Consider the following 8,381-nt stretch of genomic DNA (forward strand, 5'->3'; position numbering starts at 1 on the left):
CCATCAGGATCGGCCACCATGCCCTCAAGCACCCGCCGGAACCTGACCCCCACCTCCTCAACCGTCCGCCGATCAAACAGATCAGAACTGAACTCGATGGCGCCGAACAGGCCCGCGGGCGTGCCGTCGTCGGCGTGCCGCTCGCTCATGACGAACTGCAGGTCGAACGGGACCGTCCGCAGTGCGACGTCCTCATAGCCGACCTCGAGTCCGGGCAGCGGCAGGTCGAACCGGCTGTCGTTGTGCAGGATGAGCATGGTCTGGAACAGCGGGTGGTGGCTGGTGTCGCGGACCGGGTTGAGCGCCTCGACAAGCCGTTCGAAGGGCAGGTCCTGGTGTTCGTAGGCGGCCAGGTCGGTGGCCCGCACCCGGGCGATCAACTCCCGGAAGGACGGACGGCCCGAAACATCGGTGCGCAGCACGAGCGTGTTGACGAAGAACCCGACCAGATCGTCCAAGGCGTCGTCGGTGCGCCCGGCGATCGGCGTGCCGATCGGGATGTCGGTCCCCGCCCCCAGCCGGGTCAGCAACGCGGCCACAGCGGCCTGCACCACCATGAACAACGTCGCGTGCATCTGTCTGGCCAGGGCCAGGAGCCCCTCGTGCAACTCCGGCGAGACGCTGAAGGGCACGTGGTCGCCCTGGTAGGTCGCGACCGGAGGCCGGGGCCGGTCGACAGGCAGGGTGAGCTGGTCGGGGATATCCGCGAGCTGCGCGGACCAGTAGGCGAGCTGCTTGGCCGCCAGACTCCCCGCGTCCCGCTCGTCCCCCAGCAAATCATGCTGCCAGAGGGCGTAGTCGGCGTACTGCACCGGCAACGGCGACCAGGAAGGCACCTCACCCACGCACCGAGCGGCATAGGCCTGCGACAGGTCACGGGCGAACGGCCCCATCGACCAGCCGTCAGAGGTGATGTGGTGCATGACCAGCATCAGCACGTGTTCCCGCTCGCCGAGACGGAACAGCCGTCCCCGGATCGGCAGCTCGACGGCCAGGTCGAACGGCCGGTGCGCCGCCTCCGACAACGCCTCCCCCAGCCCCTCCTCGCCGACCTCCACGATCTCAACCACCGGACCGTCCTCGACCACCCGCTGGTACGGCAGGCCGTCAACCGCGGGGAAAACCGTCCGCAGACTCTCGTGCCTGGCCACCACATCACCGACCGCCGCACCCAGCGCCCCGGCATCGAGAACACCACGCAACCGCAGACTCATCGGCACGTTGTAGGTCGCGCTCGGCCCCTCCCACTCGTGCAGGAACCACAACCGCCGCTGCGCGAACGACAACGGCACCAGCTCAGGCCGGACAGCCGGCACCAACGCGGGACGGGACGCCCGCTCCGAGCCGAGCCGCCCGGCGATCCCGGCGACGGTCGGCGACTGGAAAAGCTCCCGCACACTGAGCTCGACACCCAGCGACGAGCGGATCCGCGAGATCAGCCGCGTCGCCAGCAGCGAGTGCCCACCCAGATCGAAGAAACCATCGTCGACACTCACCTGGGCGACGCCGAGCACCTCGGCGAACAGCCCGCACAGGATCTCCTCCCGGGGAGTACGCGGCCCTCGGCCCTCGATCTCTCTCTCGAAGACGGGCTCCGGAAGCGCCCGCCGGTCCAGCTTGCCGTTCGGCGTCAACGGCAACGCGTCCAGGATCACGAACGCCGACGGCACCATGTAGTCCGGCAACACCGCGGCGACCGCGGCACGCACGGCCTCGGTCTCCGTCTCACCGACCAGATACCCCACGAGGCGAAGACCGCCCGACGTGTCCGCGTGAACCCCGACGGCGGCGGCGCGCACTCCGGGCACGTCGCGCAGCGCGGTCTCGACCTCGCCGAGTTCGACCCGGAAGCCGCGCACCTTGACCTGGTCATCGGTCCGGCCGACGAACTCGAGCACCCCATCGGCCCGCCAGCGCACGACATCGCCCGTGCGGTACAGCCGGGAGCCCGGGCCGCCGAACGGGTTGGCCACGAACCGTCCCGCGGTCATCCCGGGACGGCGAACGTACCCGCGCGCCAGGCCGTCGCCCGCCACGTACAGCTCGCCTGCCACGCCGACGGGCACGACGCTGAGGTCCGCGTCGAGCACGTACACCCGGACGTCGGGCAACGGCTTGCCGATCGGGACGAAACGGTCACCGGCATGGTTGGGGCCGGGTACGAAGACGGTGGCGTCCACCGTGGTCTCCGTGGCGCCGTAGGCGTTGACCGCCAGCATCCCGGGGGCGGCCATCTCGAGCAGTTCCAGGCAGTCGGCCATGGCCCAGCCCTCGGAGCCGACCAGCAGGTGGCGCAGCGCGGGGAAGCTGCCTCCACGCTGCTTGACCTCCTGCACGAGCGTGCGCAGCAGGGACGGCACGAGTTCGAGGCTGGTCGCCGCCGAGCGCTCGACCAGGCTCAGCAGCGCCGCAGGGTCGATGGTGACCTCGACAGGGCTGATCGTGAGCGTCCCGCCGAAGAACATCGACCTGATCATGTCCGCGCAGAAGAGGTCGACGGCGATGCCGAGCACCGAGACGAACCTCGGTTTGAGGGCGGTGAGGCCGTACTGGGTGTCCCACGAGTGCGCGATGTGCAGCAGGTTGCGATGCTCGACCATGACGCCCTTGGGCTGCCCGGTCGTGCCGGAGGTGTACATCACGTAGGCCAGGTTCTCCGGCCGCTGCTCCACGCGCGGCGGGTCGTCCGGCTGCTCGGCGATGGCCTGCGCGTCGTCGTCCAGGCGGATCACCGGCGCGTGCTGCTCGGGTAGTCTCCCGGCCACGTCCGAGCGGGTGATGACGGCCGACGCCGCGCTGTCGGCCAGCAGGAACGCCAGCCGGTCGGACGGCAGCGCCGGGTCGAGCGGCACGTAGGCGGCTCCGGCCTTGAAGATGGCCAGCAGTGCGACGACCAGGTCGAGGTCTCGGTCCAGGCACACCCCGACGATGTGGCCGCGTCCGGCGCCCAGGCCGACAAGGTGGTTGGCCAGCCGGTTGGCCCGCCGGTTCAGCTCGTCGTATGTCAGGCTGTCCTGGCCACTCACCGCCGCCACCGCGTCGGGGCGCCGGAGCACCTGGCGCTCGAAAAGCTGGTGAATGCCGGTGAGGGCGGGCCGGTCCGAGGTTGCGGTGTCGTTCCAGTCGACGAGGATGCGCTGCCGTTCCGCCGGAGTGAGCAGGTCGGGACGGGAGATCGACTGCTCCGGGTCGGTGACCATCGCACCGAGCAGCCGCAGGAGACGATCTGCGATGGCGTCCACGCTGTCGCGCTCGAACAGGTCGGTGGCGTACTCGATCGCTCCGTGGATACCGGCCGGCCTGCCGTCGGCGTCGTGTTCCTCGATGAGGTCGACCGACAGGTCGAACTTCGCCGTGCCGACGGCGGAGGGCACGAACTCGACGAGCAGTCCCGGCAGGTCGAAGGCGGTGGTCTGGACGTTGCGCTCGACGCTCAGCATGGTCTGGAAGAGCGGGTGGTGGGTGGTCCTCCTGTCGGGGTTGAGCGCCTCGACCAGGCGCTCGAAGGGGAGGTCCTGGTGGCTGTAGGCGTTGAGGTTCGTGGTGCGGATCCGGCCGATGAGCTCCCGGAAGGTGGGGTGGGCCGAGGTGTCGGTGCGCAGCACGACGGTGTTGACGAAGAATCCGATGACGTCGTCGAGGGAGTCGTCGGTGCGCCCGGCGATCGGGGCGCCGATCGGGATGTCGGTGCCCGCCCCCAGCCGGGTCAGCAACGCGGCCACAGCGGCCTGCACCACCATGAACAACGTCGCCTGCGTCTGTCTGGCCAGGACCAGGAGCCGCTCGTGCACCTCGACCGGGATCGTGATGGGCAGGTGGTCTCCACGGTGGCTTGGCCGTGGCGGGCGAGGTCTGTCGGCAGGCAGGGTGAGCTGGTCGGGGATATCCGCGAGTTGCGCGGACCAGTAGGCGAGCTGCTTAGCCGCCAGACTCCCCGCGTCCCGCTCGTCCCCCAGCAAATCATGCTGCCAGAGGGCGTAGTCGGCGTACTGCACCGGCAACGGCGACCAGGAAGGCACCTCACCCACGCACCGGGCGGCATAGGCCTGCGACAGGTCGCGGGCGAGCGGCCCCATCGACCAACCGTCGGCGGCGATGTGATGCATGACCAACACCAGCACGTGTTCCACCGGGCTGATCCGCAGCAGCCGTCCCCGGATCGGCAGCTCGACGGCCAGGTCGAACGGCCGGTGCGCCGCCTCCGACAACGCCTCCCCCAGCCCCTCCTCGGTAACGTCGGCCACCTCGAGCACCGGACCGTCCTCGACCACCCGCTGATACGGCAACCCGTCAACCGCGGGGAAAACCGTCCGCAGACTCTCGTGCCTGGCCACCACATCACCGACCGCCGCACCCAGCGCCCCGGCATCGAGAACACCACGCAACCGCAGACTCATCGGCACGTTGTAGGTCGCGCTCGGCCCCTCCCACTCGTGCAGGAACCACAACCGCCGCTGCGCGAACGACAACGGCACCAGCTCAGGCCGGACAGCCAGCGCCAACGGCGTACGAACCGGGCGGTCACCCTCACGCCCGGCGATCCCGGCGACGGTCGGCGACTGGAACAGCTCCCGCACGCTGAGCTCGACACCCAGCGACGAACGAATCCGCGAGATCAGCCGCGTCGCCAGCAGCGAATGCCCACCCAGCTCGAAGAAGCCGTCGTCGATCCCCACCCGCGCCACACCCAGCACCTCGGCGAACAGCCCGCACAGGATCTCCTCCCGGGGAGTACGCGGCCCCCGGCCGCCTGTCTCTCCCTCGAAGGACGGCGCGGGAAGCGCCCGCCGGTCCAGCTTGCCGTTCGGCGTCAACGGCAACGCCTCCAGGATCACGAACACCGACGGCACCATGTACTCCGGCAACACCGCGGCCACGTGGCCGCGCAGCGGGTTCACGTCGATCGCGTCGCCGTCGCGCGGCACCACGTACGCCACGAGGCGCCGTTCACCCGTGTCGTCCTCGCGTACCACGACCACCGCATGGCCCACGGCGGGATGGGATCCAACCGCCCCCTCGACCTCGCCCAGCTCGATGCGGAAGCCGCGCACCTTGACCTGGTCGTCGACCCGGCCGACGAACTCCAGCACCCCGTCAGCCCGCCACCGCACCAGATCCCCGGTCCGATACATCCGCGAACCGGCAGAACCAAAAGGACACGCGACGAACCGGCCCGACGTCAACCCCGGACGCCCCATGTACCCACGCGCCAGCCCACCACCACCGAGGTACAGCTCACCCACCACGCCGACGGGCACGACGCCGAGGGCCTCATCGAGGACGAAGGCCCGTACGGTCGGCAGCGGCCGTCCGATGGGAAGCGCCCCCTCCTCGGCGTCCGAGAGCTCGTAGACCGTGGAGGTGACGGTCGTCTCGGTCAGGCCGTAGACGTTGATCAGCCGGGTGGCGCCCAAGCCGCGCCACCGGGTGACGTGGTCGGGTGAGACTCGCTCGCCGCCGATGATGACGAAGCGGAGCGTCTCGGGAAGGCGCCGTCCTTCGTCGGCGAGCGCGTCGACCCAGGCGTGCCAGTACGGTGTCGTGATCTCCATGCCGGTGACGCCGTACTCCTCGATGTGGCCGGCGAGGTCGGCGACGGCGGTGAGCACCGAGGAGCCGGGGAGCACCACGCATGCCCCCGCCAGCAGCGTCGGCAGGACCTCTTCCAGGATCACGTCGAAGGAAACCCTGGCGACCTGCAGGAACCGGTCCCGCTCCGCGAGATCCAGGACGTCGGCGACGTCGAGGGCGTACCGGGCAAGTTCGCCGTGCACGAATGCCGATCCCTTGGGCCTGTTGGTGGTGCCCGAGGTGAAGAAAACGCAGGCCAGCGCGCCGGGGTGAATCGTGGGGGCCTCCCACGCGGGCACTGGCCCGCCGGTCGAGACGTCATCGGTGCACAGCACGGTACGGCCGCCGCCCTCCCACCTGTGCGCCAGCGCCCGGGTGGTGAGCACGACGTCGGCGCGCGCGTCCGACAGGATCGACTCGAGCCGCTGCTCCGGAGTCGCCGGGTCGAGGAGCAGGAACGCCTTGCCCGCCTTGAGGGTGCCCAGCATCGCGATCACGAGGTCGGGTGTCGGGTCCATCATCACCGCGATCACCTGTTCCGGCTGGGCGGACAGCCGTACGAGGTGCCCGGCGAGGCGGTCGGCCCCGGCGATCAGGGCGGCGTAGGTGACGGTTTCCTCCCCGCAGACCAGCGCGGTCGCGTCGGGTTTCAGCGCGGCCCGCCGCTCGATCAGCTCATGGACGCATCCGGTGGCCGGGGAGCCTGTTTCGGCGCCGTTCCACTCGACCAGGAGCCGATGACGCTCGCCGGGGGTGAGCAGGTCGACGCCGAGAACCGGCTGGTCGGGGTCGGCGGCCATCTCGGCGAGCAGGCGGAGCAGTCGCTGTGTCATGGACCGTGCGGTGTCGGCGTCGAACAGGTCGGTGCTGTACTCCAGGCCGCCGCGCAGGCCGACAGGACGTCCCGCGTCGTCGTATTGCTCGGCCAGCCCGAGGGTGAGGTCGAACTTGGCGATCCTGAAGTCGACGGCGCACTCCGAGGAGCGCAGTCCGGGCAGCTCCAGCATGGTCGCTCCGTCGTTACGGAGCACCAGCATGACCTGGAACAGGGGGTGATGCGCCGTCGAGCGGACCGGGTTGAGCGCCTCGACGAGCCGTTCGAAGGGCAGGTCCTGGTGGGAGAACGCGTCCAGGTCGGCGGCCCGCACCCGGGCGATCAGCTCCCGGAAGGTCGGGCGTCCGGAGACGTCGGTGCGCAGCACGAGCGTGTTGATGAAGAACCCGACCAGATCGTCCAAGGCGTCGTCGGTGCGCCCGGCGATCGGCGTGCCGATCGGGATGTCGGTGCCCGCTCCCAGCCTGGTCAGCAATGCGGCCAGCGCCGCCTGCACCACCATGAACACCGTGCTGCCGGTGTCCCTGGCCAGCTCGACAAGCCGCCCGTGCAGCTCGGCGTCCAGTTCCAGCTCGACCAGTGCGCCCTCGTAGCTGGGCGTTACCGGCCGTGGCCTGTCGGCAGGCAGCTCAAGCCGGTCGGGAACGTCGGCCAGTGTCTCCGACCAGAAGTCCAGTTGCCTGGCGAAGACGCTGTCCGGATCGTCGGCCTCGCCGAGCAGTTCCCGCTGCCACAGCGTGTAGTCGGCGTACTGGACCGGTAGCGGCGACCACCTCGGCGCGGCGCCGGAGTTTCGGGCGGTGTAGGCGGTGGCCAGGTCGCGGCAGAGCACGTCGGTCGACCAGCCGTCACCGGCGATGTGGTGCATGACCAGCACGAACACGTGGTCCTCTGGCGCGACCGTGAACAGCCACGCCCGCAGAGGCAGCTCGGCGGTCAGGTCGAAGACGTGGCCGACCGCCTCGTCGATCGCCGCGGCCAGCTCGTCCTCCGCGCAGGGGCGGACGGAGAAGAACGGCTTGGCCAGCTCGGCGTCGACGATCTGCTGGCGGGGTTCCCCGCCCGTGGCGGGGAACAGGGTCCGCAGGGACTCGTGCCTGGCGAAGAGGTCCCGCAGCGCGGCGGTCAGTGCCTCGGTGTTCAGCCGCCCCGACAACCGCACCGCGACCGGGATGTTGTAGGTGGCGCTCGGCCCCTCCCACTCGCGCAGGAACCACAGCCGCTGCTGCGCGAACGACAGCGGCAGCACATCGGGACGCCGCACCGGTGCCAGTGAGGGGCGGGCCGCCTCCCTCTCGTTCCAGCCCGCGACGAGACCCGCCACGGTCGGCGAGGTGAACAGCTCCCTGACGTTCACCTCGACGCCGAGGGTCGACCTGATCCTCGAGGTCAGCCGGGTGGCCAGCAGGGAGTAGCCGCCCAGGGCGAAGAAGTTGTCGTCGATGCCCACCTGGGCGACGCCGAGCACCTCGGCGAACAACCGGCACAGGATCTCGTCGCGCTGGTCACGCGGCCCGCGACCGGCCGGGGCGGGTTCGGGGGCCGCCGATGGCTCGTCCGCCGGGGAGAGGAACTCCAGCCGCCCGTCGAGGTGCCGCCGTACCAGTTCACCCGTACGGCACATGAGGCCCCCGGCCTGGTCGAACGGGTCGGCGACGAACCTCTGCGCCGCCGTGGCGGGCCAGTCCGTTTCGTCGGGCGCGAGATAGGAACCTGAGACGTACAGCTCGCCCACCACGCCCGCGGGGACCATGCACAGCTCGCTGTTCAGCACGTAGATGCCGGTCCTGGTCAGCTTCCGCTCTTCGGCTTGGAGAATGTCGGCCCGCCCGGCGAGTGTCTGCGGGTCGGAGACCATTGCTTCGAGCAGGCGCAGGAGGCGCTGTGCGGTCGAGCCGACGGTGGCCCGGTCGAACAGGTCGGTGGCGTACTCGACGACCCCGTCGATCCCGATCGGCAAACCATGCTCGTCATG

General features: G+C 70.1%; 1 protein-coding gene. It reads right to left on the minus strand.

Annotated features, from left to right (window positions below):
* The coding region (locus AB0395_RS47045; protein ID WP_366294553.1) for an amino acid adenylation domain-containing protein at window positions 1–8,366 on the minus strand (8,366 nt) is incomplete at its 3' end.
* Window positions 8,367–8,381 lie beyond the last annotated feature (15 nt).

This window comes from Streptosporangium sp. NPDC051023 (assembly GCF_040689595.1).
Classification (GTDB): domain Bacteria; phylum Actinomycetota; class Actinomycetes; order Streptosporangiales; family Streptosporangiaceae; genus Streptosporangium.